General features: G+C 71.1%; 23 protein-coding genes, 1 tRNA gene and 1 pseudogene. 14 read left to right on the top strand and 11 right to left on the bottom strand.

All coding sequences use genetic code 11. From position 1 onward, the window contains the following. Window positions 1-59: 59 nt before the first annotated feature. Window positions 60-581 carry a DUF309 domain-containing protein gene (locus tag OHT77_RS06995; protein ID WP_328827145.1) on the bottom strand — a complete coding sequence of 174 codons (522 nt, stop codon included), beginning with the start codon at window positions 579-581 and terminating at the stop codon, window positions 60-62. A gap of 99 nt (window positions 582-680) precedes the next feature. Here OHT77_RS06995 and OHT77_RS06990 point away from each other — a divergent pair. Then, a tRNA-Pro gene (locus OHT77_RS06990) sits at window positions 681-754 on the top strand. Between the two features lie 201 nt (window positions 755-955). Here the strand turns inward: OHT77_RS06990 and OHT77_RS06985 are convergent. Next, window positions 956-1,717: a DeoR/GlpR family DNA-binding transcription regulator gene (locus OHT77_RS06985; protein ID WP_328827144.1), complete on the bottom strand. Its 762-nt coding sequence runs from the start codon at window positions 1,715-1,717 to the stop codon at window positions 956-958. 89 nt (window positions 1,718-1,806) lie between these two features. On the opposite strand from OHT77_RS06985, the gene OHT77_RS06980 reads away from it, so the two are divergent. The 7 genes and pseudogenes from OHT77_RS06980 (at window position 1,807) to OHT77_RS06950 (ending at window position 7,756) form a co-directional block, all read left to right on the top strand. Then, entirely contained in the window at window positions 1,807-3,015 is a 1,209-nt protein-coding gene (locus tag OHT77_RS06980) for an MFS transporter (RefSeq protein WP_328827143.1), read from the top strand. Window positions 3,016-3,044: 29 nt separating this feature from the next. Then, window positions 3,045-3,665, top strand: a complete 621-nt coding sequence (locus OHT77_RS06975) for an HAD family hydrolase (protein ID WP_328827142.1) — start codon at window positions 3,045-3,047, stop codon at window positions 3,663-3,665. 371 nt (window positions 3,666-4,036) lie between these two features. Beyond that, window positions 4,037-4,684 (top strand): hypothetical protein, encoded by a 648-nt coding sequence (locus tag OHT77_RS06970; protein ID WP_328827141.1) that lies wholly within the window; start codon window positions 4,037-4,039, stop codon window positions 4,682-4,684. A gap of 50 nt (window positions 4,685-4,734) precedes the next feature. Beyond that, window positions 4,735-5,148: a DUF6153 family protein gene (locus OHT77_RS06965; RefSeq protein WP_328827139.1), complete on the top strand. Its 414-nt coding sequence runs from the start codon at window positions 4,735-4,737 to the stop codon at window positions 5,146-5,148. 69 nt (window positions 5,149-5,217) lie between these two features. After that, a complete protein-coding gene (locus tag OHT77_RS06960; protein WP_328827138.1) occupies window positions 5,218-5,823 on the top strand; it encodes a DUF305 domain-containing protein in 606 nt (201 codons plus the stop codon). A gap of 197 nt (window positions 5,824-6,020) precedes the next feature. Then, complete coding sequence (locus OHT77_RS06955) at window positions 6,021-6,683, top strand: NUDIX domain-containing protein (protein WP_328827137.1); 663 nt, start codon at window positions 6,021-6,023, stop codon at window positions 6,681-6,683. An 87-nt stretch (window positions 6,684-6,770) separates the two neighbouring features. After that, window positions 6,771-7,756, top strand: a pseudogene (locus OHT77_RS06950) (aldo/keto reductase). Window position 7,757: 1 nt separating this feature from the next. On the opposite strand, the gene OHT77_RS06945 reads toward OHT77_RS06950, so the two are convergent. From OHT77_RS06945 to iolC, 6 genes are read right to left on the bottom strand one after another with little or no spacing between them, the layout of a single operon-like run. Further along, a complete protein-coding gene (locus OHT77_RS06945; protein WP_328827135.1) occupies window positions 7,758-8,543 on the bottom strand; it encodes a GntR family transcriptional regulator in 786 nt (261 codons plus the stop codon). Between the two features lie 33 nt (window positions 8,544-8,576). After that, window positions 8,577-10,070 carry a CoA-acylating methylmalonate-semialdehyde dehydrogenase gene (locus OHT77_RS06940; protein ID WP_328827134.1) on the bottom strand — a complete coding sequence of 498 codons (1,494 nt, stop codon included), beginning with the start codon at window positions 10,068-10,070 and terminating at the stop codon, window positions 8,577-8,579. 29 nt (window positions 10,071-10,099) lie between these two features. Then, entirely contained in the window at window positions 10,100-11,977 is a 1,878-nt protein-coding gene (gene iolD / locus OHT77_RS06935) for a 3D-(3,5/4)-trihydroxycyclohexane-1,2-dione acylhydrolase (decyclizing) (RefSeq protein WP_328827132.1), read from the bottom strand. Further along, window positions 11,977-12,873 (bottom strand): 5-deoxy-glucuronate isomerase, encoded by an 897-nt coding sequence (iolB, locus tag OHT77_RS06930; RefSeq protein ID WP_328827130.1) that lies wholly within the window; start codon window positions 12,871-12,873, stop codon window positions 11,977-11,979. Before iolB ends, iolD begins: the two co-directional genes overlap by 1 nt. A gap of 14 nt (window positions 12,874-12,887) precedes the next feature. Further along, window positions 12,888-13,766 (bottom strand): Cgl0159 family (beta/alpha)8-fold protein, encoded by an 879-nt coding sequence (locus OHT77_RS06925; RefSeq protein ID WP_328827129.1) that lies wholly within the window; start codon window positions 13,764-13,766, stop codon window positions 12,888-12,890. 39 nt (window positions 13,767-13,805) lie between these two features. Next, on the bottom strand, window positions 13,806-14,774 hold the full coding sequence (gene iolC / locus OHT77_RS06920; protein WP_328827128.1) for a 5-dehydro-2-deoxygluconokinase: 969 nt from the start codon (window positions 14,772-14,774) through the stop codon (window positions 13,806-13,808). A gap of 287 nt (window positions 14,775-15,061) precedes the next feature. Between iolC and OHT77_RS06915 the strand changes: the two genes are divergently transcribed. The 6 genes from OHT77_RS06915 to OHT77_RS06890 all read left to right on the top strand — a co-directional run bounded on the left by OHT77_RS06915 (window position 15,062) and on the right by OHT77_RS06890 (window position 21,922). Continuing rightward, window positions 15,062-16,081: a sugar ABC transporter substrate-binding protein gene (locus OHT77_RS06915; RefSeq protein WP_266766418.1), complete on the top strand. Its 1,020-nt coding sequence runs from the start codon at window positions 15,062-15,064 to the stop codon at window positions 16,079-16,081. Then, window positions 16,081-17,157, top strand: a complete 1,077-nt coding sequence (locus OHT77_RS06910) for an ABC transporter permease (protein WP_328827127.1) — start codon at window positions 16,081-16,083, stop codon at window positions 17,155-17,157. The genes OHT77_RS06915 and OHT77_RS06910 overlap by 1 nt, the downstream gene beginning before the upstream one ends. 8 nt (window positions 17,158-17,165) lie before the next feature. Continuing rightward, the gene (locus OHT77_RS06905) at window positions 17,166-18,080 is read left to right on the top strand and encodes an ATP-binding cassette domain-containing protein (protein ID WP_328827126.1); all 915 of its coding nucleotides are present in this window, start codon (window positions 17,166-17,168) and stop codon (window positions 18,078-18,080) included. A gap of 1 nt (window position 18,081) precedes the next feature. After that, a complete protein-coding gene (locus tag OHT77_RS06900; RefSeq protein ID WP_328827125.1) occupies window positions 18,082-18,990 on the top strand; it encodes a sugar phosphate isomerase/epimerase family protein in 909 nt (302 codons plus the stop codon). Between the two features lie 114 nt (window positions 18,991-19,104). Next, on the top strand, window positions 19,105-20,124 hold the full coding sequence (locus tag OHT77_RS06895) for a Gfo/Idh/MocA family protein (protein WP_328834172.1): 1,020 nt from the start codon (window positions 19,105-19,107) through the stop codon (window positions 20,122-20,124). A gap of 85 nt (window positions 20,125-20,209) precedes the next feature. Further along, window positions 20,210-21,922 (top strand): tetratricopeptide repeat protein, encoded by a 1,713-nt coding sequence (locus OHT77_RS06890; protein WP_328834171.1) that lies wholly within the window; start codon window positions 20,210-20,212, stop codon window positions 21,920-21,922. Here the strand turns inward: OHT77_RS06890 and OHT77_RS06885 are convergent. From OHT77_RS06885 to OHT77_RS06875, 3 genes are all read right to left on the bottom strand, one after another. Continuing rightward, entirely contained in the window at window positions 21,871-22,893 is a 1,023-nt protein-coding gene (locus tag OHT77_RS06885; RefSeq protein WP_328827124.1) for a Gfo/Idh/MocA family protein, read from the bottom strand. The genes OHT77_RS06890 and OHT77_RS06885 overlap by 52 nt on opposite strands. After that, entirely contained in the window at window positions 22,890-23,894 is a 1,005-nt protein-coding gene (locus OHT77_RS06880) for a Gfo/Idh/MocA family protein (protein WP_328827123.1), read from the bottom strand. Before OHT77_RS06880 ends, OHT77_RS06885 begins: the two co-directional genes overlap by 4 nt. A gap of 79 nt (window positions 23,895-23,973) precedes the next feature. Next, the gene (locus OHT77_RS06875) at window positions 23,974-24,762 is read right to left on the bottom strand and encodes an SDR family oxidoreductase (RefSeq protein WP_328827122.1); all 789 of its coding nucleotides are present in this window, start codon (window positions 24,760-24,762) and stop codon (window positions 23,974-23,976) included. Between the last annotated feature and the right edge of the window lie 3 nt (window positions 24,763-24,765).

Here is a 24,765-nt window from a genome sequence, read left to right as displayed (position 1 = left end):
CTGCCGCACGCCACTGACAGCCCGTGCACCGCACCGGGACGACCCCCACACCCCCTCCGCTACGACGTCCCGCGCAGCCGGGGAGCCCGCGCCTGCGCGTCCACCTTCCCGCCGCCCCGCTCCACGTCGTCCCCGAGCCCCCGCGCCCAGGCCGCGACCCCCGCGAGATCCATCCCGTACGGCCGCTCCCGCCCCGAGACGGACGCCCACTCCTCGACGCCCCCGGCACCCCGCCGCAGCAGCCGGGCGCCGCCGGTGACATTGCCCCGGGCCGCGTGCGTGAGGCCCACCGCGAGCTGGGCGAGGCCGCGCCACAGGGCACGCTCCTCGTCGGGCCCCGACTTCCAGGCGTCCTCGAAGACCTCGTGCGCGTGGAACGGTTTCCCCTCGTCGAGCAGCGCCTGCGCCTCGACGACGGTGTCCTCCGGTGCGCGCACGACCCCCTCGGGCTGCCGTGCCACGCCGTCCGCGTCGTAGGGCAGCGGTCGCCCGAGCCCGTCCCGCGGCCGGGCATTGCGCGCCCGCCCCTCGCCGTCCCGGTCGCGCGAGTCCGTCGTACCGCCTGAGGTTGTGTCGCCCATACGACGATTGTCCCGCGTCCGGCACCGGCTTCGGGGCACCCCCGGGCGTGGGGTAAAGTGCTGTTCGCGTGCTCACGCGGTTCTCCGCGGACAGCGCATCGGGACGTGGCGCAGCTTGGTAGCGCACTTGACTGGGGGTCAAGGGGTCGCAGGTTCAAATCCTGTCGTCCCGACTCGACAGAGTCGCAGATGAGGGGCTGTTCCGGAGAAATCCGGGACCGCCCCTTCGTCATGCTCGGGGACGCGATTGTCCACATGGGTTTTCGCGGATTCGCGGACTCCCCGGGATTCGCCCGGCAGTGGAATTCGACGATGCGTCGAGTACGGCATTGATGAGCCCGAGTACCCCTGTCGCAGGCCTGATGCACGCCCTCTCAGACCGTCTTCACGACCGTCCCCGTGTCTTCGAGGGCGGCGATCTCGTCGGCGGGGGCCGCGCTGTCCGTGACCACGGTGTGCAGGAGGGTCGACGGGCCGACGTGGGCGTACGCGGTGTGGCCGAGCTTGGTGCTGTCGGTGGCGACGATGATCCGGCGGGCGACGGCGATGGCCGCCTTCTTCACGGCCGCGTCGTCCAGGTCGTAGGCCGTCAGTCCCTGGGCCGCGCTGAGTCCGCAGCAGCCCATGACGGCGGTGTCGAAGCGCAGGGCGGCGAGGGACGCGAGGGTGAGGGGTCCGGTGAGGGCGCCCTCGGCGGCGCGGGGCTGCCCGCCGGGGACCATCAGGGTGGCCGGGCCCGGGGTCTCGCCGAACACGTGGACGGCCTGGAGCGACAGGGGCATCACGGTGACCGGCCGCCGGCGCAGCAGGTGGGCGATCTCCAGGCACGTGGTGCCGCTGTCGAGGAGGACGGTCTCGCCGTCGGCGATCAGGGCGGACACCTCGGCCGCGATGCGGCGCTTCGCCTCCACGCCTTCGTGCGCCCGCAGCGCGAAGGGCGGCTCCTCGCCCCTGAGCAGCAGGGTGCGCGCCCCGCCCCTGACCCGTTCCAGGACGCCTTGTGCGGCCAGTGCGTCGAGGTCGCGCCGGATGGTCATCTCGGAGGCGCCGGTCAGGTCGGCGAGTTCCTGGACGGTGATCCGGCCCGTCTCCCTGACGGCCTGCGCGATCGTCCCGTGCCGGTCTGCGTTGCTCATGCCGTGATTGAACACCACTCCAAACGAACATTCAATGTGTGCGAAACGACAGTGTTCAATCACGCTGTATGTTCATTATGGTGGATCCCATGAACGATTCGCTGCGCGCCGCCCGAGTGGCCACCTTTGTCTACTTCAGCCTGTGCGGCACCCTGATGGGCACCTGGGTCGTGAACATCCCCGCCATCGAGGAGCGCGTGGACATCACCCACGCGACGCTCGGCGGACTCCTGGTGCTGCTGGGGCTGGGCGCCTTCCTCGGCATGCAGGTCGCCGGGCGGCTGACCGACCGGCTCGGTGCGCGCGTCGTCGTCCCCGCCACCGGCGTCCTGTGCAGCGTGGCCCTGGTGCTGCCCGGCCTGCCCCGCGATCCGTGGACACTGGCCGGCGCCCTGCTGGTCTTCGGCTTCTGCAACGGCTGCCTGGACGTCAGCATGAACGCCCACGCCGTCCACGTGGAGAAGGCCTACGGCAGGCCCGTCATGTCGGCCTTCCACGCCACGTTCTCGGTCGGCGGCGTCCTCGCGGCACTCGTCGGAGCGGCGACCGCGAGTGCGGGCCTGAGCCCGGCCGCGGGCATGGCCGCCATGGGAACCCTGGGTGTCGTGATCGCCCTGGTCTCGGCCCGCGCCCTGCTGCTGGCCGAGCCCGGCACCGCCCACGCCGACACCGTCCTCGCAGCGGAGACCGAACACGCCCCGGCCCCCGCGCGCCGCAGCACCAGCGGCCGCATCTGGATCCTCGCCGTCCTCGCCCTGATGGTCATGCTGTGCGAGGGTGCCGCCAACGACTGGAGCGCGCTCCACCTCAAGGACGTCCTCGGCGCCCCCGCGAGCACCGCCGCCTTCGCCTACGGCACCTTCGCGGCGACGATGACCATCGGCCGACTGCTCGCCGACCGCCTCGCCGCACGGTTCGGGTCCATGGCGATCCTGCGCCACGGCGCGGCCGCGGCGGGCGTCGGCATCGCGATCGTGACCGTCTCGCCGTGGATCTGGGCCGCGTTCGCGGGGTGGGCCCTGTTCGGTCTCGGGCTGTCCGGCTGTGTCCCGCAGCTGTTCAGCGCGGCCGGGCACGCCGACCCGGCCGCCGCGGGCGCCAACGTCTCCCGTGTCGCGGGCCTCGGCTACGTCGGCATGCTCGCGGGCCCCGCCGTCATCGGCTGGCTGACCCACCTTGTCGCCCTCAACCACGCCTTCGTCCTGCTGATCCTGCTGTGCGCGGTCACCGCCGTGGCCGCCGGAATCCTGCGCACCGACCCCGTCCGCAAGACCGAGCCGGCGCCGAGCGGTCACTGAGACCGCCCCCGGGACCAGGAGGAACCCCCATGTCCACCGACCGCCGTATCGTCCTCTTCGACCTCTTCGGGGTCATCGCCCGCCACCAACTCCCGGGCGCCCTCGGCAAGATGGCCGCCCTCTGCGACACCCCCGCCGACGCCTTCACCACCGCGTACTGGGAGTGCCGCCCGCCCTACGACGCAGGCCGGCAGTCCGCGCCGGAGTACTGGGCCGCCGTACTGCACAAGCTCTCCCGGCCCGCCGACGCCGACACGGTCGAGGAACTGCGCCTCACCGACATCGACAGCTGGTCACGCGTCGACGAGGAGATGGTCGCGTACGTCCGGTCCCTGCGCGAGGTCGCCGAGGTCGCCCTGCTGTCCAACATCCCCGCGGACCACGCGGACGCGTTCCTCGCCGCGCAGCCCTGGCTGTACGACCTGGACCATCTCGCCTTCTCCGGCAGGATCAAGGCGGCGAAGCCGGACCCGGCGGCCTTCCAGCACTGCGTCGCCGCGCTGCGGGCAGTCCCGGCCGACTTCCTCTTCGTGGACGACCGCGAGGAGAACGTGCGTGCCGCGCGAGCCGTGGGCATGGACGGTCATGTCTTCACCGGGCGTGGGGAGTTGGCGGCCGTCATCGGCGCGTGGTTGCCGACCCGGAACTGACACCCCGCTCACGGCAGGGGAGCGTCCTGGGAGCGGGCGTACTGCGCGGGTGTCGGGCCTGTTCCAGGCGCTGGTGGCGGATGTGGGCGGTGACGGACTCGCCGGTCGGGGCGAGCGCCTGGTGCAGGGTGCGGACCGAGATGTCCAGCTCGCGGACCAGCACCCCGGGGTGACAGTTCCGGGTCGGACAACGGGGGAGAGGCCGTCCTGGTCACCCTCTTCGCCCGCACCCTCCCGTTCCCCTGACACCCGCCCCGGGGTGTCGTCAGGGCCACCCCCGATCCGGTCCTCAGGCCCAGGGACCACGAGGGCCGTCGTCGGCAGGATTCATGGCGTACCGAATCCACCGCACCGACACATCGGGGGACCCCATGAACGAAATGACCGCCAGGCGTCTGACGGGCGGCGCGGGCATCGCCGCCGCCGTCGCCCTCATCGTCGAAGTGCCCCTGTACTTCGTCTACTCGGGCCCGCCGCCGGACGCCAACGTGCTCGCCAGGCTGCTGATCGGGATCGTCGCGCTGGCGTTCCTGCTGGTGTTCGTGACCGCGTTCCGCGACCTGGTGAAGCGCGTGCACCCCGACTACGAGTGGGCCGGTTCGCTGGCCTTCACGGCGGGCCTGGTCTACACGACGATCACGCTGGTCTCCAGCGGCCTGGAGGCCGGCGCGGTCATCGCCGCCGACCACCCCATCGACCCGACGATCGACGTCAGCGGCACCTACATCCTCTACGGCTCGATCTCCCGGCTCATGCTGGCGTTCTTCCTGACCGCACTCGGCCTCGCCGTCACCCGCACGGGACTGCTGCCCCGCTGGACCGGACGGTCGGCCTACGTCCTGGCCGGGATCAACCTGGCCTTCGTGCCGTCCCTGTTCTTCGGCAACACCCCCGCGCACTTCTACGCGGCCAACGGCTGGGGCACCACCGCGCTGATGGGCGCGATCCTCAGCTACTGGCTGCTGGCGCTCGGCATCTCGACCTACCGCAGCGCGAAGGCACCCGCACCGGTCCAGTGACCGAGGTGTCCGGTGCCGGAACCGATACCCAGGGTGGGTATGGTGAGGCCATGGCCCGCAGCGAGCAGCCCGTAGGACCGCACTGGCCGGTGCGGTCCTACGGGCTGCTCGTCGCCGCCCTGTTGCTCGGCCTGCTCGGTATGCACGGACTCGGGCCCGTCCCGCCGGCCGAGCCGGCGCCCGGGCATGCCATGGTCGCCTCGGCCGTAACCATGGGGGAGAAGGCGTCGACGCCCGGCGCTTGTGATCACGGCACGGGTGACTGCGGCGGTCACATGGCGCACGCCGACGCGACCTGCGCGTCCGCGTCCGTCGGCGGGACCCCGGCCGTGGTGCCGGTGCTGCAGCCCGATGTGGCGGCCTTCGCCGAGGTGCCCGACGGGCGTACGTCCGGGGCGGGCGGCGGTCCCGACGGGGGCCGGGCCCCGCCCTCGCTCGCCGAACTCCAACTCCTGCGGATCTAGAGCACCCCGCGCGCCGTCGTGCGCGCGGCGGCATGCCCTTGCACGGATCCACACACCAGGAGTTCCACCATGACCGCACAGCGCAGGTCCGTCCGTCGTACCGTCCTCGCCGTCACCGCCGCGGTGGCCGCCCTCACGCTCACCGCGTGCGGCGGCGACGACGGCACCACCAAGGCGGGCGCCGGGAGTACGGCCGGGAGCGGCGGGCACAACGGCGCGGACGTCTCGTTCTCGCAGGAGATGATTCAGCACCACCGCCAGGCCGTGCAGATGGCCGGACTGGCCGCGGGCCACGCCTCCTCGGCGCAGGTCAAGAGCCTCGCGTCGACGATCGAGGGCGCGCAGGCGCCGGAGATCAGGACCATGTCCGGCTGGCTCACCTCGTGGGGCGAGCAGGTCCCCCAGGACATGTCCGGGATGGGCCACGACATGTCGTCCTCGACGCCCGGCATGATGAGCGACGCCGACATGGGCAAGCTGGAGAAGACCTCCGGCGCCGCCTTCGACACCCTGTTCCTCACCATGATGGTCGACCACCACAAGGGCGCCGTCGCCATGGCCAGGAGCGAGAAGGCGGACGGCGCGTACGACCCCGCCGTCGAGCTCGCGGCCGACGTGATCACCACGCAGAGCGCCGAGATCAAGCAGATGGACACCATGCTCGGCAAGAACTGACCCCACCAGAGGGCGGGGTGGGGCCCGGCGGCCCCGCCCCGCTCAGGCGCCTTCCGCCTGGCACGGGACGAATCGAGGCAACCGGCACGGCAGTTGAACTCCCGGGGCGCCGGTTATGGCCATGCGTCCCACACGCAGGGGTGATAGACGTCGGACATGAACAACTCGATCATCCCCTCCCGTCCGGCCGGTGTCCGATGACCGCGGGCGCCGACACCCCCGACCGCCGGGGCCGCACCGGCCTGGACCGCACCGGCCTCGACCTGACCGGCAACCCCCGCGTCAGGGTCCGCGACGTGACCCTGCTGTCCAGCCACTGGTACGTCGAGCGCACGACGACCTTCGACTTCCGGCACGCCGACGGCACCTGGACCACCCAGGAGCGCGAGACCCACGACCGCGGCAACGGCGCGACCCTCCTGCTCTACGACGCCGACCGCGAAACGGTCCTGCTCACCCGGCAGTTCCGCTTCCCCGTCTACGTCAACGGCCACCCCGACGGCATGCTCGTCGAGACACCGGGCGGCCTCCTCGACGACGAGGACGAACACCCGGAGGAGGCCGTACGGCGCGAGGTGGTCGAGGAGACCGGCCACACCGTCGGCGAGGTCGAGCACGTCTTCGACGTCTACATGAGCCCCGGCTCGGTCACCGAACGCATCGGCTTCTACGCCGCCTCCTACGGCCCCTCGACCCGCACCCACGAGGGCGGCGGCCTCCAGGAGGAGGGCGAGGACATCGAGATCCTCGAACTCCCCTTCCGCCGCGCCCTGGAGATGATCCGCACCGGCGAGATCGCCGACGCCAAGACGATCATGCTGCTCCAATGGGCGGCGCTGGACGGCCCGTTCGCCAAGTAGTCGCGCAGGGCCTTGACTTGAAGTGCGCTTCAAGCGGAAGACTCCCGTTCGCGCCCGGAGAACCGGGTGCGAACGGGAGGGAACACCATGAAGTACCGCACCATCGGCACCGACCCGGCCCACCGCCGTGAGGTGAGCGTGCTCGCGCTCGGCGCGATGCTGTTCGGCTCCCGGACCGACGAGGAGACGTCCTTCGCCGTGCTCGACCGCTATGTCGAGGCCGGCGGGAACTTCATCGACACGTCCGACAACTACGCCTTCTGGGAGGACGGCGGCCAGGGCGGCCAGAGCGAGAAGCTGCTCGGACGGTGGCGGCGCAGCCGCGGCATCGGCGACGAGATCGTGATCGCCACCAAGCTCGGCGCCCGCCCGCTCGCACCCGGCACGGGTTTCGTCGACAACCCGGAGGGCCTGTCCGCGAAGGTCATCCGCGAGTCGGCCGAGCGCAGCCGCGAACGCCTCGGCGTGGACAAGCTCGACGTGCTGTACGCGCACATCGAGGACCGGAGCGTTCCGCTGCGGGAGACCGTCGAGGGATTCGCCGAGCTGGTCGCCGAGGGCACCGTCGGAATCCTGGGCGTCAGCAACCACGCGGCCTGGCGGGTGGAACGGGCCCGTGCGCTCGCCGCCGCGGCCGGTCTGCCCGGCTACGAATTCCTCCAGTACCAGCACAGCTACCTGCGCCCCCGGACGGACGTGCCGTCGGAGCTGTTCCCCGACGGCAGCATCGGCACCGTCGGCCCGGACCTGTTCAGCTACCTCCGTGCCGAGCCCGGCCTGACCCTGGTCGCCTACTCACCGCTGCTGGCCGGTGCCTACACCCGCGAGGACAAGCCGCTGCCCGCCGACTACGACCACCCGGGCACCCCGCCCCGCCTCGCCGCGCTGCGCAGGTGGCCAAGGAGACCGGGGCGAGCGTCAACCAGGTCGTCCTGGCCTGGCAGTTGGGCGGCCCGCTGCCGATCGTGCCGCTCGTCGGCGCGTCCTCGGTGGCCCAGCTGGAGGAGAACCTCGCGGCCGTGGACCTGGAGTTGACGGCGGAACAGCGCCGACTCCTCGACTCCGCCGTGTAGTTCAGGGCCTGACCAGCAGCTGGAAGTCGAACGCGTACCGGGACGCCCGGTAGACGTGCGTCCCGTACTCGACCGCCCGCCCGGTGTCGTCGTACGCCGTGCGCTGCATGGTGAGCAGAGCCGCGCCCTCCTTCTCGTCGAGGCGGGTCGCCTCCTCCGAGGTGGCCGAGCGGGCGCCTATCGTCTGGCGGGCGCTGTGCAGGGTGATGCCGGCGGTGCGCAGCATCCGGTACAGGCCCGTCGACTCCAGCCTGGCGGTGTCGAGCGCGAGGAGGTTCGCCGGGAGGTAGTTGCAGAGGAACGCCACCGGCTGGCCGTGCGTGGAGCGCAGCCGCTCCAGGAGCGTGACCTCGCTGCCCTCCGGGACCCCGAGGGCGGCCGCGACGTCCGCGGTCGCGGGCACGCCCTCGTTGCGGACGACCTGCGTGGTCGGGCCCTGTCCGGCCGACTCCAGGTCGTCGTAGAGGCTGCTGAGTTCCAGCGGTCTCTTGACCTGGCTGTGCACCACTTGCGTGCCGACCCCGCGCCGCCGGACCAACAGCCCCTTGTCGACAAGGGACTGGATGGCCTGGCGGACGGTGGGGCGGGACAGGCCGAGGCGTACGGACAGGTCGATCTCGTTGCCCAGGAGGTTGCCCGGGGCGAGGGTCCCGTGCTCGATCGCCGCCTCCAGCTGCTGGGCCAGCTGGTAGTACAGCGGCACCGGACTGTTGCGGTCCAGCGCGAAATGCAGGGCATCGAGCGGGGACCCGGTCACGGCGCGGGAATAGCCACCGGTCTTCGCCACGGAGGGCACCTCCTCACGGATCGTGACGGACGGTCAGGAGTTGCTGGGGAAACCGAGGTTGATGCCACCGTCGGCCGGGTCGGGCCAGCGGGTGGTGATGACCTTGCCCTGCGTGTAGAAGGCGATGCCGTCGTTGCCGTAGATGTGCAGGTCCCCGAAGAGGGAGTCCTTCCAGCCGCCGAAGGAGTGGTAGCCGACGGGCACCGGGATCGGCACGTTCACGCCGACCATGCCCGCCTTGACCTCCATCTGGAAGCGGCGGGCGGCGCCGCCGTCCCGGGTGAAGATCGCGGTGCCGTTGCCCCAACGGGAGCTGTTGATCAGGGTGATGGCTTCGTCGTACGACTCCGCGCGGACGACGACCAGGACCGGGCCGAAGATCTCGTCCTTGTACGCGTCCGCCGTCAGCGGCACCTTGTCGAGCAGGGAGACGCCGAGGAAGAAGCCGTCCTCGTGGCCGTCGACCGAGAAGCCGGTGCCGTCGACGACGACCTCGGCGCCCTGTGCGGCGGCGGAGGCGACGTACGAGGCGACCTTGTCGCGGTGCTCGCGGGTGATGAGCGGGCCCATCTCGGACGCCGGGTCGTTGCCGGGGCCGATGCGCAGGCTGCCGGCGCGCTCGGCGATCTTGGCGACCAGCTCGTCGCCGGTGTCGCCGACCGCGACCACGACGGAGACGGCCATGCAGCGCTCGCCCGCCGAGCCGTAGGCCGCGTTGATCGCCTGGTCGGCCGCGAAGTCCAGGTCCGCGTCCGGCAGGACCAGCATGTGGTTCTTGGCGCCGCCGAGCGCCTGCACACGCTTGCCGTGCTCAACCGCCTTGAGCTGGATGTACTTCGCGATCGGCGTGGAGCCGACGAAGGATACGGCCTCGACGTCCGGGTGCTCCAGGATGCGGTCGACGGCGACCTTGTCGCCCTGCACGACGTTCAGCACACCCTGCGGCAGGCCCGCCTCGGAGGCGAGTTCGGCGAGACGGTACGACGCCGACGGGTCCTTCTCGGACGGCTTCAGCACGAAGGTGTTGCCGGTCGCGATGGCCAGCGGGAACATCCACATCGGCACCATGGCGGGGAAGTTGAACGGCGTGATGCCCGCGACCACGCCCAGGGGCTGGCGAATCGAGGCCACGTCGACACGGGTCGAGACCTGCGTCGACAGCTCGCCCTTGAGCTGCACGCTGATGCCGCAGGCGAGTTCGACGATCTCCATGCCGCGCGCGACCTCGCCGAGCGCGTCCGAGTGCACCTTGCCGTGCTCGGCGGTGATCAGCTCGGCGATCTCGTCGCGGTGCGCGTCCAGCAGCTCGCGGTACTTGAACAGGATCGCGGTGCGCTTGGCGAGCGAGGAGGTGCCCCAGCTCTCGAACGCGGCCTTCGCGGAGGCGACGGCGGCGTCCACCTCGTCGACGGTCGCGAAGCCGACCTGCTTCTCCTGCGCGCCGGTCGCCGGGTCGTACACGGGACCGAAACGGCCCGAGGTGCTCTCGACGGGCTTGCCGTCGATCCAGTGGGTGATCGTCTTCATGATGCAAGGGCCTTTCGGGGGAGGGGAGTTCAGAGGTGGCGGCGGCGGTCGGCGACCTGGCGGTCGTACTCCTCGCGGGCCTGTACGGCCGACTCGCGCGAGGCGGTCTCGGCGACCGGCACGTCCCACCAGGCCTCGGCCGGGGGAGCGGTCGGGGTGGCGGTGTCGGTCTCGACGTAGACGCACGTCGGCCGGTCGGAGGCGCGGGCCGTGGCGAGCGCCTCGCGCAGTTCGCGGACCGTCTTGGCGCGCAGGACGTCCATGCCGAGGCTCGCCGCGTTTGCGGCCAGGTCGACCGGGAGCGGAGCGCCGGAGAAGGTGCCGTCGGCCGCGCGGTAGCGGTAGGCGGTGCCGAAGCGCTCGCCGCCGACGGACTCGGAGAGGCCGCCGATGGAGGCGTAGCCGTGGTTCTGGATGAGGACCAGGTTGACCGGGAGGCCCTCCTGGACCGCCGTGACGATCTCGGTCGGCATCATCAGGTACGTGCCGTCGCCGACCAGGGACCACACGGGGGTGCCGGGGGCGGCCTGCTGGACGCCGATGCCGGCCGGGATCTCGTAGCCCATGCACGAGTAGCCGTACTCGAGGTGGTACTGGCGCGGGCTCCGTGCCCGCCACAGCTTGTGCAGGTCGCCCGGGAGGGAACCGGCCGCGTTGATCACCACGTCGTCGTCGCCGACGACCGCGTCGAGGGCGCCGAGCAGTTGGGTCTGGGTCGGCACGGCGTTCTCGTCGGGGGCGGTGAACGCGGTGTCGACAACCTGCTCCCAGCGCTCCCTGCCCGCACGGTACTCGGCCTCGTAAACCGAGTTCACACGGTGATCGGCGAGCGCCTTGGTCAACGCGGTGAGTCCCGCCCGCGCGTCGCACACCAGGGTGCGCGCGGCCAGCTTGTGGGCGTCGAACGCGGTGATGTTGAGGTTGACGAACCGGACGGCCGGGTTATGGAAGAGCGTGTGAGAGGCCGTCGTGAAGTCCGTGTAGCGGGTGCCGACGCCGATCACCAGGTCCGCGGTGCGCGCGATGTCGTCGCTGACCGCGGTGCCGGTGTGGCCGATGCCGCCCAGGTCGGCCGGGTGGTCGTAGCGCAGCGAGCCCTTGCCCGCCTGGGTGGAGGCGACCGGGATGCCGGTCGCCTCCACCAGGGCCTTCAGCGCCTCCTCGGCGCGGCTGTGGTGGACACCGCCGCCCGCGACGATCACCGGGCGCTCGGCGGCCCGGATCGCCGCGACCGCCTCCGCCAGTTCGGAGACGTCCGGCGCGGGACGCCGTACGTGCCACACGCGGTCGGCGAAGAACTCCTCCGGCCAGTCGTGGGCCTCGGCCTGGACGTCCTGCGGGAGAGCCAGAGTCACGGCCCCCGTCTCGACCGGGTCGGCCAGGACGCGCATCGCGTTCAGGGCGGCCGGGATCAGCGCCTCGGGGCGCATGACGCGGTCGAAGTAGCGGGAGACCGGCCGCAGCGTGTCGTTGACGGAGAGGTCCGCCTCGACCGGGTGCTCCAGCTGCTGGAGCAGCGGGTCGGCGGCGCGGGTCGCGAAGTAGTCGCCCGGGAGGAGCAGGACCGGCAGGCGGTTGATCGTGGCCAGCGCGGCGCCCGTGACCAGGTTGGTCGCGCCCGGTCCGATCGACGTCGTGACGGCCTGCGCGGAGAGCCGGTCGAGCTGGCGGGTGTAGCCGACTGCCGCGTGCACCATGGCCTGTTCGTTGCGGCCCTGGTGGAACGGCATCGTGTCCTCGCCGGCCTCCAGGAGCGCCTGGCCGAGGCCCGCGACGTTGCCGTGGCCGAAGATGCCCCAGGTGCCGGCGATCAGCCGGTGCCGTTCGCCGTCGCGCTCGGTGTACTGGGCCGACAGGAACCGCACCAGGGCCTGGGCGACGGTCAGGCGGCGGGTTGGGGTGCTCATCAGGACTTCTCCGGTGCCGTGTAGAGGGGGAGACGGGGGTCGACGGGCTGCTCGGGCCAGGTGCCGCGGACCCAGGCGTGGTCGGGGTGGTCGCAGATCAGCCAGGCGCGGTCGTCCTCGGGACCCGCCATGACGTTGAGGTAGTACATGTGGTGACCGGGCACCGCCATCGAGGGCCCGTGCCAGCCGTCCGGGATCAACACCACGTCCCCGCCCCGGACTTCGGCCAGGACGTCCGTGTTGCGGCCCTGCCCGGAGGGGGAGACGCGCTGGTAGCCGAGACCGGGGGTGCCCTCGTGGTCGGCGAACTCGAAGTAGTAGATCTCTTCGAGGACGGACTCCTCGCCGGGCCGGTGCTCGTCGTGCTTGTGCGGCGGGAACGACGACCAGTTGCCGCCGGGCGTGATCACCTCGACCGCGATGAGCTTGTCGCACTCGAAGACCCCGGCCGCGCCGAAGTTGTTGACCTGCCGCGAGCTGTTGCCGGTGCCGCGCAGCTCCACCGGCACCGACGAGGCCGGGCCGTAGCGGGCGGGCAGCCTGCGGGTGCAGCGGGCGCCGGTCAGCGCGAAGCGGCCGCCGCCGGGCGACGAGACCGTCGTACGGGAGTCCCTCGGGACGTACGCGAAGTCGCTCACGCCGGTGAACACGCTCTCGCGGCCGGTGAGTTCGAAGGTGTCGTGGCCGAAGTCGTCGGCGGCGGAGACCGTGCAGCCGCCGCTCAGCGGGACGACGATCCACTCGCTGTCGCCGGTGTCGAAGGTGTGGGTGCCGCCCGGGGGCAGCTCCAGGACCCGCAGGCTGGAGTAGCCCCAGGCCGCCGACTCGGGGGTGACGTCCACGACGTAGGGGCCGCCGAGGGCCTTGCCCGCGGGAAGGTGGTATGCGCTCGTCATCGTGTGCCTCCGGTTCACAACAGACCCACAGCCGTGTCCACCGCCGTCTCCACGCTGCCCACGGCGGGGTACAGCAGGGAGCGGCCGACGACCAGGCCCTGGACGGTGGGCAGGCGCAGGGCCTTGCGCCATTTCTCGTACGCGCCGTCCTGGTCGTCGCCGACCTCGCCGCCGAGCAGGACGGCGGGCAGCGTCGACGTCTCCATGACCTCGGCCATGTCGTCGGGGTCGTCGGTGACGGGCAGTTTCAGCCAGGTGTAGGCGGAGGTGCCGCCCAGACCCGAGGAGATCGCGATCGAGCGGGTCACGGCCTCGGCGGACAGGTCGTTGCGGACCTTGCCGTCGACGCGACGGGAGATGAACGGCTCGACGAACAGCGGGAGTTGGCGTGCCGCCATGTCGTCTATCGCCCGCGCGGTCGACTCCAGGGTGGTCAGCGATCCCGGGTCCGCGTAGTCGATGCGGAGCAGGAGCTTGCCCGCGTCGAAGCGGAGCCGGGCGATGTCCTCGGCGCGGTGGCCGGTGAACCGGTCGTCCATCTCGAAGGAGGCGCCGGACAGCCCGCCTCGGTTCATCGAGCCCATCACGATCTTGCCGTCGAGGACCCCGAGGAGGAGCAGGTCCTCCAGGATGTCGGCGGTCGCGAGCACCCCGTCGACGCCCGGCCGGGACAGCGCGACGCACAGGCGCTCCAGCAGGTCGGCGCGGTTGGCCATGGCCGTACGGCGGTCGCCGACGCCGAGCGCGCCGCGCGCGGGATGGTCGGCGGCCACGATCATCAGACGGCCGCTGTCGCCCAGCAGGGGGCGGCGCACCCGGCGGGCGGCGGCCTCGGCGATGGCCTCCGGGTGCCGGGCTCTGACCGTGACCAGGTCGGGAATGCTGATGCTCAAGAGAAGCTCCGTTCAGGGGTGGCTGGGACGGCCACGCGATCAGTCACTCACTCGCGCGCCGACGAGGAGGTCCTCGACCTCGGACTCGGTGGGCATCGCGGTGGAGCAGGCGAGACGGGAGGCGACGAGGGCGCCGGCCGCGTTGGCGTACCGCATGGTCCGCTCCACGTCCCAGCCGGACAGCAGGCCGTGGCAGAGCGAGCCGCCGAACGCGTCGCCCGCGCCGAGGCCGTTGAGCACCTCGACCGGGACCGGCGGGACCTCGGCGGTCGTACCGTCGCGGTGCACGGCCAGCACGCCCTTGGGGCCCTGCTTGACGACGGCGAGTTCCACGCCCGCGTCCAGCAGCGCCTGCGCGCAGGCACGGGGCTCACGGACGCCGGTGGCGATCTCGCACTCGTCGAGGTTGCCGACCGCGACCGTCGCGTGGCGCAGCGCCTCCGCGTAGTACGGGCGGGCCTCCTCCGGGTCCTGCCAGAACATGGGGCGCCAGTCGAGGTCGAAGACCGTGATGCCGGCCTTGTCGCGGGCCTTGAGGGCGGCGAGCGTGGCGGAGCGGCTCGGCTCCTCGCTCAGGCCGGTGCCGGTGATCCAGAAGACGCGGGCCTGGCGGATCGCGAAGTAGTCAAGCTCGTCGGTGCGGATCTCCAGGTCGGGCGCCTTGGGCTGCCGGTAGAAGTAGAGCGGGAAGTCGTCCGGCGGGAAGATCTCGCAGAACGTGACCGGGGTCGGGTACTCCGCGACGGGCGTCACCCAGCGGTCGTCCACCCCGAACTCCTTGAGCGCCTCGTGGAGGTAGCTCCCGAAGGGGTCGTCGCCGGTACGGGTGATCACCGCGGTGCTGCGGCCGAGCCGGGCCGCCGCCACGGCCACGTTGCTCGCGGAACCCCCGAGGAACTTGCCGAACGTCTCCACACGCGCCAGGGGTACGCCAGACTGCAGCGGGTACAGATCGACCCCGATGCGGCCCATGGTGATCACATCGAAGGGCTGGGCTGACTCGGCCATGCGTGACACTCCTCTGAGCTGCTGGGGGTGGGCGGGTCCCAGGGGCCTGCCGACTCTCAGGTGTAGGACTCGGAGGGGTCGCCTGTCAATAGTTTGTACTTACATTCGGACCTGCTTGTGAAATGATGTCTTAACAAAGTATTGACAGCGGGCGCCCCCAGGGATTGGATTCCGTCCCAGCGCAACAACCGTGTTCCGCGGTCGACGACGGGGCCGGACAGGCCCCGCGCCCCGATCTCTGCGATCATTGATCCCTTTCCCCTGAAGCACAGTGAGGTGCAGGAAAGATGGACCGTTCCTCTTACTCCCGCTCGCGCAGAATGGCCCCCTTTGTGGCGGTGGCCGCGGCAGCGGCCCTGACTCTCGCCGGCTGCTCCAGCAGCTCCGGCGGGAAGAAGGCCACGGAGGACAGCTCCGGCGCCTCCGCGGGCAAGGCGAGCACGCCGCGTATGACGGTCGCCCTGGTCACGCACCAGGCGCCCGGCGACACGTTCTGGGACATCGTCCGCAAGGGCGCCCAGGCCGCCGCCGACAAGGACAACATCAAGCTCGTCTACTCGGCCGACCCGAACGCGGGCAACCAGTCGAACCTGGTGCAGAACGCGATCGACCAGAAGGTCGACGGCATCGCGGTCACCCTCGCCAAGCCCGACGCCCTCAAGGACGTCATAGGCAAGGCGAAGTCGGCGAACATACCCGTGGTCGGCCTCAACTCCGGTCTCAGCGACTGGAAGAAGCTCGGCCTGCTCGAGTTCTTCGGCCAGGACGAGACGGTGGCCGGCGAGGCGCTCGGCAAGCGGCTGAACACGGAGGGCGCCAAGAAGGTCGTCTGTGTCATCCAGGAGCAGGGCAACATCGGCCTGACGCAGCGCTGCGACGGCGTGAAGAAGACCTTCAGCGGCACCACCGAGGTCCTCAACGTCAACGGCACGGACATGCCGTCCGTGAAGTCGACGATCACCGCCAAGCTCACCCAGGACAAGGCCATCGACTACGTGGTCACCCTCGGCGCCCCCTTCGCGCTGACGGCCGTGCAGTCGCTGTCCGACGCGGGCAGCAAGGCGAAGGTCGCCACCTTCGACCTCAACAAGGACCTCACGAGCGCCATCAGCAAGGGCACCATCCAGTTCGCCGTCGACCAACAGCCCTACCTCCAGGGCTACTTGGCGGTCGACTCGCTGTGGCTCTACAAGAACAACGGCAACTACAGCGGTGGTGGTGAGCAGCCCGTACTGACCGGCCCGGCCTTCGTCGACAAGACCAACGTCGATGTGATCGCCAAGTACGCCGCCAACGGAACCCGGTGATGAGCATGACCCAGCACGCCGAGCCGGCGGTGACCACACCGCCGGCCCCCGGCCCGAAGGAAACCGACGGCCGGACCTCCGAACGGCCCCTGGCGCTACGGCTGTTGGCGCGTCCCGAGGTGGGTGTTTTCCTCGGCGCCGCCGCCGTGTACGTGTTCTTCCTGATCGCCGCTCCGCCCGTGCGGGACGGCGCCTCGATGGCGAACATCCTCTACGGTTCGTCGACGATCGGCATCATGGCGTTGCCGGTCGCCCTGCTGATGATCGGCGGGGAGTTCGACCTCTCCGCCGGTGTCGCCGTCATCACCTCCGCGCTCACCGCGTCGATGCTCAGCTACCAACTGACCATGAACGTATGGGTCGGTGTCATCGTCGCCCTGATCGTGTCGCTGGGCATCGGCTTCCTCAACGGCTGGCTCGTGGTGAAGACCGGCCTGCCGAGCTTCCTGATCACGCTGGGCAGCTTCCTGATCCTCCAGGGCGTCAACCTGGCCGTCACCAAGCTCGTCACGGGCAACGTGGCCACGGACGACATCAGCGACATGGACGGCTTCAGTCAGGCCAAGAAGATCTTCGCGTCGTCGTTCGACGTCGGCGGTGTGCAGGTGAAGATCACGATCGTGTGGTGGCTGGTGTTCGCGGCCATCGCGACCTGGGTGCTGCTGCGGACGAAGTACGGCAACTGGATCTTCGCGGTCGGCGGCAACAAGGAGAGCGCCCGGGCGGTGGGTGTGCCGGTGGCGTTCACGAAGATCTCGCTGTTCATGCTGGTCGGTTTCGGTGCGTGGTTCATCGGCATGCACCAGCTGTTCTCGTTCAACACGGTGCAGTCCGGTGAGGGCGTGGGCCAGGAACTGATCTACATCTCCGCGGCGGTGATCGGTGGCTGCCTCCTCACGGGTGGTGCGGGTTCGGCGATCGGTCCGGTCTTCGGAGCCTTCATGTTCGGCATGGTCCAGCAGGGCATCGTCTACGCCGGCTGGAACCCCGACTGGTTCAAGGCGTTCCTGGGCGTGATGCTCCTGGGCGCCGTCATGATCAATCTGTGGGTGCAGCGCACCGCGACCCGGAGGTGACCGACACCATGGCAAGCAACGAATCCGGCACCCACGGTGAGATCCTGACCGACACCCCGCCCGAGGGCAGCGACCATCCCCTGGTGCAGCTGCGCAACGCGGGCAAGTCCTACGGCAATGTGCGTGCCCTGCACGGTGTCGACCTCGCGGTCCGCCCGGGTCAGGTCACCTGCGTCCTGGGTGACAACGGCGCGGGCAAGTCCACGCTGATCAAAATCATCTCCGGGCTGCACCAGCACACCGAGGGCGAGTTCCTCGTCGACGGCCAGCCGGTGCACTTCACCACTCCGCGTCAGGCGTTGGACAAGGGCATCGCGACGGTCTACCAGGACCTGGCCGTCGTCCCGCTCATGCCGGTGTGGCGCAACTTCTTCCTCGGCTCCGAGATGACGCTCGGCCCGTGGCCGATCCGCCGTCTCGACATCGAGGGCATGAAGAAGACCGCGGACGAGGAACTCCGCAACATGGGCATCGTCCTGGACAACCTGGACCAGCCCATCGGCACCCTCTCCGGCGGCCAGCGCCAGTGCGTCGCCATCGCGCGCGCCGTGTACTTCGGGGCGCGGGTGCTGATCCTGGACGAGCCGACCGCCGCGCTGGGCGTGAAGCAGTCCGGTGTGGTGCTGAAGTACGTGGCGGCGGCGCGTGAACGCGGGCTCGGGGTCATCTTCATCACCCACAACCCGCACCACGCGTACATGGTCGGCGACCACTTCAGTGTGCTGCGTCTGGGCACGATGGAGTTGTCGGCGGAGCGCAGCGAGATCACCCTCGAAGAGCTCACGAACCACATGGCGGGCGGTACCGAACTCGCCGCGCTCAAGCACGAGTTGTCCCAGGTCCGCGGCCTCGACATCAACGAACTGCCCGAGGCGGAGGATCTCAAGGCGTCGGCGGGCAGGGCTCCCGAAGGGACTGCCTGACATGTCCGACCGTCCCACGCTGGACCGCATCCGGGTCGGGTCCGCCCCCGACTCGTGGGGCGTCTGGTTCCCCGAGGATCCCCAACAGGTGCCGTGGCAGAGGTTCCTGGACGAGGTCGCGCAGGCCGGCTACTCCTGGATCGAACTGGGACCGTACGGCTATCTGCCGACCGACCCGGCCCGGCTCACGGACGAGATCGCCCGGCGTGACCTGAAGGTCTCCGCCGGTACGGTCTTCACCGGCCTGCACCGGGGCCCCTCGGTCTGGGACGCCACCTGGCAACACGTCAGCCAGGTGGCCGAGTTGACCCGGGCGATGGGCGCGAAGCACCTGGTCGTCATCCCCTCCTTCTGGCGGGACGACAAGACCGCCGAGATCCTGGAGCCGCCGGAGCTGACCGGCGAGCAGTGGGCCCATCTGACCAAGGGCATGGAGCGGCTCGGGCACGAGGTGAAGGAGGCGTACGGGCTCGACATCGTCGTCCACCCGCACGCCGACACCCACCTCGACACCGAGGACCACGTCGAGCACTTCCTCGACGCGACCGACTCCGACCTCGTCAGCCTCTGCCTGGACACCGGGCATTACGCCTACTGCGGCGGCGACAGCGTCAAGCTGATCGAGACCTACGGCGAGCGCGTCGGCTATCTGCACCTCAAGCAGGTCGACCCGGAGATCCTCGCCGACGTCGTCAGGAACGAGGTGCCGTTCGGGCCGGCCGTGGCGCGCGGGGTGATGTGCGAACCGCCGTCCGGTGTACCGGAGTTGGAGCCGGTACTGGTCGCGGCGCAGCGGCTGGGCGTGGAGTTGTTCGCGATCGTCGAGCAGGACATGTACCCGTGCGAGCCGGACAAGCCGCTTCCCGTCGCGGAGCGCACCCGCAAGTTCCTGCGCTCCTGCGGCGCTTGACGAAGCCGGTGACCGTGAGGACCTTCTCCGCCTTCAGACCTTCTCCACCCTCACCGCCTTCTCCACCCTCACGACTTTGACGACCCTGACGACTCGAAAGGACGGCCGATGGCCATGAGCCCGCGCGACCCGCTCGGAGTGGCAGTCGTCGGAACCGGAAAAATGGGCGCCGACCACGTCCGCCGGATCGGGGACGTGATCAACGGCGCCCGGGTGACCGCCGTCGTGGACGTCGACGCCGAGCGCGCCAAACGGATCGCGTCCGCCGTCGACGGCTGCACCGCGTACACCGACCCGGCCGCCGCGATGGCCGCGGACGACGTCGACGCGGTCCTGATCGCCTCGCCGGGCCCCGCCCACGAGGCGGCCCTGCTGACGGCCTTCGAGCACGACCTCCCGGTCCTGTGCGAGAAGCCGCTCACGCCCGACGCGGCGTCGGCGCTGCGCGTCCTGGAGGCCGAGGTACGGCTCGGCCACCGCAGGGTCCAGGTCGGCTTCATGCGGCGCTACGACGCCGAGTACATGAAGCTCAAGTCCCTGCTGGAGACAGGCCAGTTGGGCCGACCGCTGATGCTGCACAACCGGCACCGCAACGCGGCCAGCCCGCCCTTCTTCACCAGCTCCATGCTGATCAGCGACTCGGTGGCGCACGAGACGGACGCCACCCGCTGGCTGCTCGGCCAGGAGATCACGGCGGTCCAGGTGCTGCGCCCGCGGCCCTCCGCGAGCGCCCCGGACGACCTCCAGGACCCGCAGTTCGTCGTGTTCGAGACGGACGGCGGCGCGATCGTCGACGTCGAGATGTTCGTCAACTGCGGCTTCGGCTACCAGGTCCAGGCCGAGATCGTCTGCGAACGCGGCACCGCCCGCATCGGCGACGGCCACGCCATGGTCACCAACATGGCCGGGCGCTGGGGCGGCACCATCGCCCAGGACTTCGTCGAACGCTTCGCCGACGCCTACGACCGCGAGCTCCAGACCTGGGTCGACGCGACCCGCCGCGGCGAGGTGACCGGCCCGAGCGTGTGGGACGGCTACGCGGCGGCGGCCGTGTGCGAGGCGGGGGTCCGAGCGCTGGAGGAGGGCGTACGGGTGGAGGTGGAGCTGGTGGAGCGGCCGGCGTTCTACCGCTAGCCGTTCCGGCGAGCTGGCGCGCCTGCAACCAACTGCCCGGTCACAGCCGTCCTTTGTCCTCGGACGAGGAGGACAGGGGGTGCGGATGGGGCCGGTGCGCATGCTGCTGCCGTCGCTGCGCGCGACGGCACGCCTCGCTCCCCGATGGGGCGGCCCACTGCTCGGCGCCGCGCTGCTGCACTGCGCCGCCCCCGCCTGGGTACTGCTGGGCCCACCGCCGATCGCCCGCCGAACGGCGTGGGCAGCGGAGGCGGTCGCCCTGTACCGGCCGCTCGCCGGGAGAACCCGCCCCGAGCAACGTCACCTCGACGCGCTGAGCCGAGCACTGGCCGTGCACGCCACCACCCTGGTGCGGTCGGGACGGTACGCGGAGGCGGGCCAGGCGGCGGACGCGGCACTGAGCGTGCCGGGTGCGCGGCGGCCGCAGGCAGTGACCGCGTGTGCCGTTCACGCGCGGGCGCAGGCACTCGTGCACGGCGGCCGGGCGGAGGAGGCCCTGGCACCGGCTCAGGAGTGTGTGGCGTCGTACCGCGGCATGGCGTCTCCCGGGCGCCGGGACCGGGCGCTGGGAGGACTGCCGAGCGCCTTGAACACGCAGGCGACGGTGTTCGCCGCACTCGGTCGTACGGAGGAGTCCGTGGCCGTGTACCTGGAATGCGCCGCGCTCCTACGGGCCCAGTCGATCAGGCAGTCCTCGCACTTCCTGCGCCTGCGCCCGCAGGTGCTGGCCGAGTTGGTCGGCGGACTGCGGGAGCTCGGCCGGTACGAGGAGGCCCTGGCGCTCGGGCCCGAGGTGAGGGACGTGGTGTTCGGGGTGATCACGCGGCTCCTCCCCGAACTCGTGCGCCCCCTGCACGTCCGGCTCCTCACGGACTGGGCCTTCTGCCACAGCGCGACGGGTGCGCCCGCTGCCGCGCGCACGCATGCCGAAGAGGCGGTCACCGAAGCCCGTGCACTGGCCGACCAGCCGCAGTGGCTCGCCGTGGCGCTGAACTGCCTGGCCGTCGTCCTCGCCGAACGGGCCGCCTACGACGAGCAGTTGAGCACGCTCACGGAGCTGACCGACCTGTACGCCCGCCTCGCGGCCGACCGCCCGGAGGTCTACGAGCCCCTGCTCGCCGACGCCTTGGACGACCTGGCCCGCTGCCATCGCCGCACCGGCGACCATCTCAAGGCCGTGGCGGACACGGAGCGTGCCGTGGCCGCGTACCGGCGCACTGGAGACCACGAAGCTCAACTGGCCCGCGTACTCGGCAACTTGAGCATCCGTCAGAAAGAAGCAGGTGACGCCGAGTCGGCCGTGGCGAGCGCCCGTGAGGCGGTGACACTCACCCGTCGGCTCGCTGACTCCGACGGTGGCACCCACCGCCCCCTGCTCGCCCGGCGCCTCCGCGTGCTCGCCCGCGCCCTCGGCGGCACCGGCGACCACACCGGCGCGGTGGCCTGCTACGAGGAGGCCGAGGCACTGCTGAGGGCGAGCCCCGGAGCGGATGCCGGCGACCTGGCGGTCACGGTCTCCGATCTCGCCGTGGCGCTCGGTCGTGTCGTCCTGGACCGGCTGGCCGACGGGCACCCCGAGGAGGCCGCCGCCGGGCTCCGGGCCCTCCTCGCGCTCACCCGGCGCAGCGACGCCACCGACGTCCACGCCCGCTGCGTCACCGTGTTCGCCCAGGCCCATGCGGAACGCCCGGACGACATCGTCCGGGCGTGGGAGCGGGCGGTCGGGGAGGCGTACCCGACCTTCGTCTACCGCAGGACCGACAGCCGCGGCCTGGGGGCGAACCCCGCCGCCCGATAGGCCTCGTCGATCAGCGTCATCGTCGCGACCGCGTCGTCCGGACCCAGTGGCAGCGGCGCGCCTTCCCTCAACCGGGCGGCGAACGACTCGAGTTGGTAGGTGTAGGACGAGCGGCGGCCGAGGCGTTCGGTGCGTTCGCCGTCCGTCGTGCGGATGATGACGCGGTCGTCCAGTTGAGGGAGGACGAAGTTCGGGGCGAAGGCCTCGCCCCGGCTGCCGGTGATGCGGCAGCTCATGACCAGTTCGTCGTACGCCATGTGGCAGCGGGCGGTGCCCGTGGCGCCGCTGGGGTAGACGAGGTTGGCGTCGAGCCACTCGTCGACGCCCGGGGCGCCCGCGCGTTCGCCGCCCCGGGCCGAGACCAGGCGGGGTGCGCCGCCCGCCCAGGGGGCCAGCATCCGCAGGGCGTGCAGGCTGTAGCAGCCCAGGTCCATCACGGCGCCGCCGGCCAGGTCGAGGGACCAACGCGGGTCGGTGTCCGGCGGGGCCGGGATCGCGACGAGCGTCTCGACGTGCCGGAGTTCGCCGAGTTCACCGGAGGCCAGCAGTTCGTGCAGGCGCCGGGTGACCGGGTGGAAGAGGTAGTGGAACGCCTCCATGAAGATCGTCCCGGACTTCGCCGCGGCCTCCTTCACCTCGGCCGCCTCCTCCGCGTTGCTCGCGGACGGCTTCTCGGAGAGGACGTGCTTGCCCGCCGCGAGCGCGGCGAGGTTCCACGGTCCGTGCAGGCCGTTGGCAAGCGGGTTGTAGACGACCTCCACCTCAGGGTCGGCGATCAGGTCGGCGTACGAGTCGGCCACCTTCTCGACGCGGTGCGCGGCGGCGTACGCCTCCGCCCTGGACCGGTCCCGCGCGGCCACCGCGACAATGCGGTGGCCGGTCGTCCGGGCCGGACCGATGAGGGACTGCTCGGTGATCCGAGCCGCTCCCAGTACTCCGATGCGCAGGGGTTCCCGACCCGGACCGCTCATGCCTCCCGTACCTCCTGGATGGTGACCGGGCGGTGCTCGTGCAGCGACAGGGTGCAGGCGTCGGCGATCCAGCCGGCCTCCAGCGCGTCCGCGACCGTGCACGGCGAGGGGCGGGTTCCGGCCACGACCTCGGTGAACGCGGTGAGTTCGGCGCGGTAGGCGGCCGTGAACCGGTCCATGAAGAAGTCGTGCGGCACGCCCGCGGGGAACGTCACACCCGGCTCGACCGAGCGCAGCGGCAGCTTGTCCTCCAGGCCCACCGCGATGGAGTCCGTGAAGCCGTGGATCTCCATGCGGACGTCGTAACCCCGGGCGTTGTGGCGGGAGTTGGACACCACCGCGATGGTGCCGTCGTCCAGGGTCAGGATCGCGCCGGTGGTGTCGGCGTCGCCCGCCTCCTTGATGTAGTCGGCGCCCCGGTTGCCGCCGACCGCGTACACCTCGGTGACCTCACGGCCGGTGACCCAGCGGATGATGTCGAAGTCGTGGACCGAGCAGTCCCGGAAGATGCCCCCGGACGCGGCGATGTACGCGGCAGGCGGCGGCGCCGGGTCCAGCGTCGTGGAGCGCACGGTGTGCAGCTTGCCCAGCTCGCCGGACCGCACCGCGGCCCGCGCGTTGACGAAACCGGCGTCGAAGCGGCGGTTGTAGCCGATCTGGATCGGCACGCCGCTGCCCTCGACGGCCTTGAGGACCTTGACGCCCTCGGCCATCGTCTTGGCGACGGGCTTCTCGCAGAAGACGGGGACGCCCGCCTCCACGGCGGCCAGGATCAGGCCCGGGTGGGCGTCGGTCGCCGCGGCGATCACGACACCGTCGATCCCGGCGGCCAGCACGGCCTCGGGGGAGTCCGCGACCTCGGCGCCGAACCGCTCGCCGGCCTTCTTGGCGGCCTCCGCGAACGGGTCGGCCACGACGAGGGACTCGACCGCGTCGAGTCCGGACAGGGTCTCGGCGTGGAAGGCGCCGATACGGCCGAGGCCGAGGATTCCGATGCGCATGAGGGCTCTTGCTTTCTCGAGAGGTGCGGGTTTCGTGCGGTGGTGGGTTCGGAGAGGTCCAACTGCCGGACGGTGCGGGTCAGTCGAGGGCGCCCAGGACGTTCTGGTCCCAGTCGATCACCGAGCCGGTCACCACACCGCTGCGGTCGGAGAGGAGGAACACGACGAACGCGGCGATCTCGTCCGGCTGGCCGAGCTTGCCCATCGGCTGCGACCGCGCGGCCTGTTCCCGCCAGTCGTCGCCGGCTCCGTGGAAGGCGCGCTGTGTGGCGTCCTCGCCCTCGGTGTCCGTCCAGCCGATGTTGAGCGTGTTGATGCGGATGCGGTCGAAGCGGTGGGCGTGGGCGGCGTTGCGGGTGAGGCCCGCGAGTCCGGCCTTGGCCGCGGAGTAGGGGGCGAGGTAGGGCGGGCCGCCGTGGGCGCAGTTGGAGCCGATGTTGACGATGGTGCCCGGTGCTTCGCGGGCGACCATGTCGGTCACGGCGGCCTGCATCGCGAAGAACGGGGCCTTGAGGTTGATGGCCATGTGCTGGTCGAACAGCTCGGGTGTGGTGTCGAGGAGCGAGCCGCGTGATGTGAGCCCGGCCGCATTGACGAGGCAGTCGACGCGGCCGTGGGTCTCCACAGTCCGTACGACGCTGTCGCGCGCCTGCGCCGGATCGGCGAGGTCGGCCCGCAGGAAGTCGGCGCCCGTGTCCGCCGCGAGCTTCTCGCCCACGTCGGCACGGCGGCCGGTGAACGACACCACCGCGCCCTCGCGCACCGCCGCCCGCACGATCGCGGCGCCCACCCCCTGGCTGCCGCCGTTGACGAGGACGACCTTGCCGTCGAGGAGCCCCGTGAGCCCCGGACGTTCCGTGGATCCCATGGC

This window comes from Streptomyces sp. NBC_00252 (assembly GCF_036187565.1).
GTDB lineage: Bacteria > Actinomycetota > Actinomycetes > Streptomycetales > Streptomycetaceae > Streptomyces.
The sequence above is the reverse complement of the archived record's forward strand: the minus strand, read 5'-3'. Positions and strand labels throughout refer to the sequence as shown.

What these genes read in the sequence shown, in the direction of transcription:
- OHT77_RS06995 (WP_328827145.1), bottom strand. Translation starts at nt 581, where the DNA reads ATGGGCGACACAACCTCAGGCGGTACGACGGACTCGCGCGACCGGGAC.
- OHT77_RS06985 (WP_328827144.1), bottom strand. Translation starts at nt 1,717, where the DNA reads ATGAGCAACGCAGACCGGCACGGGACGATCGCGCAGGCCGTCAGGGAG.
- OHT77_RS06980 (WP_328827143.1), top strand. Translation starts at nt 1,807, where the DNA reads ATGAACGATTCGCTGCGCGCCGCCCGAGTGGCCACCTTTGTCTACTTC.
- OHT77_RS06975 (WP_328827142.1), top strand. Translation starts at nt 3,045, where the DNA reads ATGTCCACCGACCGCCGTATCGTCCTCTTCGACCTCTTCGGGGTCATC.
- OHT77_RS06970 (WP_328827141.1), top strand. Translation starts at nt 4,037, where the DNA reads ATGAACGAAATGACCGCCAGGCGTCTGACGGGCGGCGCGGGCATCGCC.
- OHT77_RS06965 (WP_328827139.1), top strand. Translation starts at nt 4,735, where the DNA reads ATGGCCCGCAGCGAGCAGCCCGTAGGACCGCACTGGCCGGTGCGGTCC.
- OHT77_RS06960 (WP_328827138.1), top strand. Translation starts at nt 5,218, where the DNA reads ATGACCGCACAGCGCAGGTCCGTCCGTCGTACCGTCCTCGCCGTCACC.
- OHT77_RS06955 (WP_328827137.1), top strand. Translation starts at nt 6,021, where the DNA reads ATGACCGCGGGCGCCGACACCCCCGACCGCCGGGGCCGCACCGGCCTG.
- OHT77_RS06940 (WP_328827134.1), bottom strand. Translation starts at nt 10,070, where the DNA reads ATGAAGACGATCACCCACTGGATCGACGGCAAGCCCGTCGAGAGCACC.
- iolD (WP_328827132.1), bottom strand. Translation starts at nt 11,977, where the DNA reads ATGAGCACCCCAACCCGCCGCCTGACCGTCGCCCAGGCCCTGGTGCGG.
- iolB (WP_328827130.1), bottom strand. Translation starts at nt 12,873, where the DNA reads ATGACGAGCGCATACCACCTTCCCGCGGGCAAGGCCCTCGGCGGCCCC.
- iolC (WP_328827128.1), bottom strand. Translation starts at nt 14,774, where the DNA reads ATGGCCGAGTCAGCCCAGCCCTTCGATGTGATCACCATGGGCCGCATC.
- OHT77_RS06915 (WP_266766418.1), top strand. Translation starts at nt 15,062, where the DNA reads ATGGACCGTTCCTCTTACTCCCGCTCGCGCAGAATGGCCCCCTTTGTG.
- OHT77_RS06910 (WP_328827127.1), top strand. Translation starts at nt 16,081, where the DNA reads ATGAGCATGACCCAGCACGCCGAGCCGGCGGTGACCACACCGCCGGCC.
- OHT77_RS06905 (WP_328827126.1), top strand. Translation starts at nt 17,166, where the DNA reads ATGGCAAGCAACGAATCCGGCACCCACGGTGAGATCCTGACCGACACC.
- OHT77_RS06900 (WP_328827125.1), top strand. Translation starts at nt 18,082, where the DNA reads ATGTCCGACCGTCCCACGCTGGACCGCATCCGGGTCGGGTCCGCCCCC.
- OHT77_RS06895 (WP_328834172.1), top strand. Translation starts at nt 19,105, where the DNA reads ATGAGCCCGCGCGACCCGCTCGGAGTGGCAGTCGTCGGAACCGGAAAA.
- OHT77_RS06890 (WP_328834171.1), top strand. Translation starts at nt 20,210, where the DNA reads ATGGGGCCGGTGCGCATGCTGCTGCCGTCGCTGCGCGCGACGGCACGC.
- OHT77_RS06885 (WP_328827124.1), bottom strand. Translation starts at nt 22,893, where the DNA reads ATGAGCGGTCCGGGTCGGGAACCCCTGCGCATCGGAGTACTGGGAGCG.
- OHT77_RS06880 (WP_328827123.1), bottom strand. Translation starts at nt 23,894, where the DNA reads ATGCGCATCGGAATCCTCGGCCTCGGCCGTATCGGCGCCTTCCACGCC.
- OHT77_RS06875 (WP_328827122.1), bottom strand. Translation starts at nt 24,762, where the DNA reads ATGGGATCCACGGAACGTCCGGGGCTCACGGGGCTCCTCGACGGCAAG.